At 39.0% G+C, this 602-nt stretch carries 1 protein-coding gene; it reads left to right on the top strand.

Annotation, left to right across the window (positions count from 1 at the left end; translation table 11 throughout):
- Positions 1-72: 72 nt before the first annotated feature.
- On the top strand, positions 73-602 hold a 530-nt coding region (locus IV84_RS10565), incomplete at its 3' end, for a recombinase family protein (RefSeq protein WP_056986639.1).

Below are 602 nucleotides of genomic sequence, written 5' to 3'. Positions count from 1 at the left end.
TTTTTTGATACTGTATAATTAAAGGGTTAGAACCGTGTCATTACTTAATGACATAAGTAAGGAGATAAAAAGATGAAATATGGCTATGCGCGAGTCAGTACCACTGATCAAAAATTAGCAAATCAAATTGAGTTACTAAAATTGGCAGGAGCAGAAAAAATCTTTCAAGAAAAGTTTACCGGCACAACTACTGAACGACCGGAGTTTCAAAAATTGTTGCGCGTTCTAAAAACAGGCGATACTTTGATTGTAACTAAGTTGGATCGGTTTGCACGGAACACGCGCGAGGCATTAGCCATTATCCAAGAGTTGTTTAAAGAAAATGTCAAAGTCAACATTTTGAATATGGGCTTAATTGACAATACGCCGACTGGCCAATTAGTCTTTACAATATTTAGCGCCTTTGCGCAGTTTGAACGCGATATGATTGTCACGCGCACACAAGAAGGTAAATTGTATGCCAAGCAACATGATCCGTTGTTTCGGGAAGGGCGACCGAAAACGTATTCTGATGAACAGATCAGATTTGCTTATGAGTTGCGAAAACAAGGCATGACTTATAAGATGATTGAACGAAAGACGGGGATTAGTAAACGCACGCA

It is taken from the genome of Pediococcus damnosus, from assembly GCF_001437255.1.
Taxonomy (GTDB): domain Bacteria; phylum Bacillota; class Bacilli; order Lactobacillales; family Lactobacillaceae; genus Pediococcus; species Pediococcus damnosus.
Note: the sequence above shows the minus strand (reverse complement) of the source record. Positions and strands in the feature narration are given on the sequence as shown.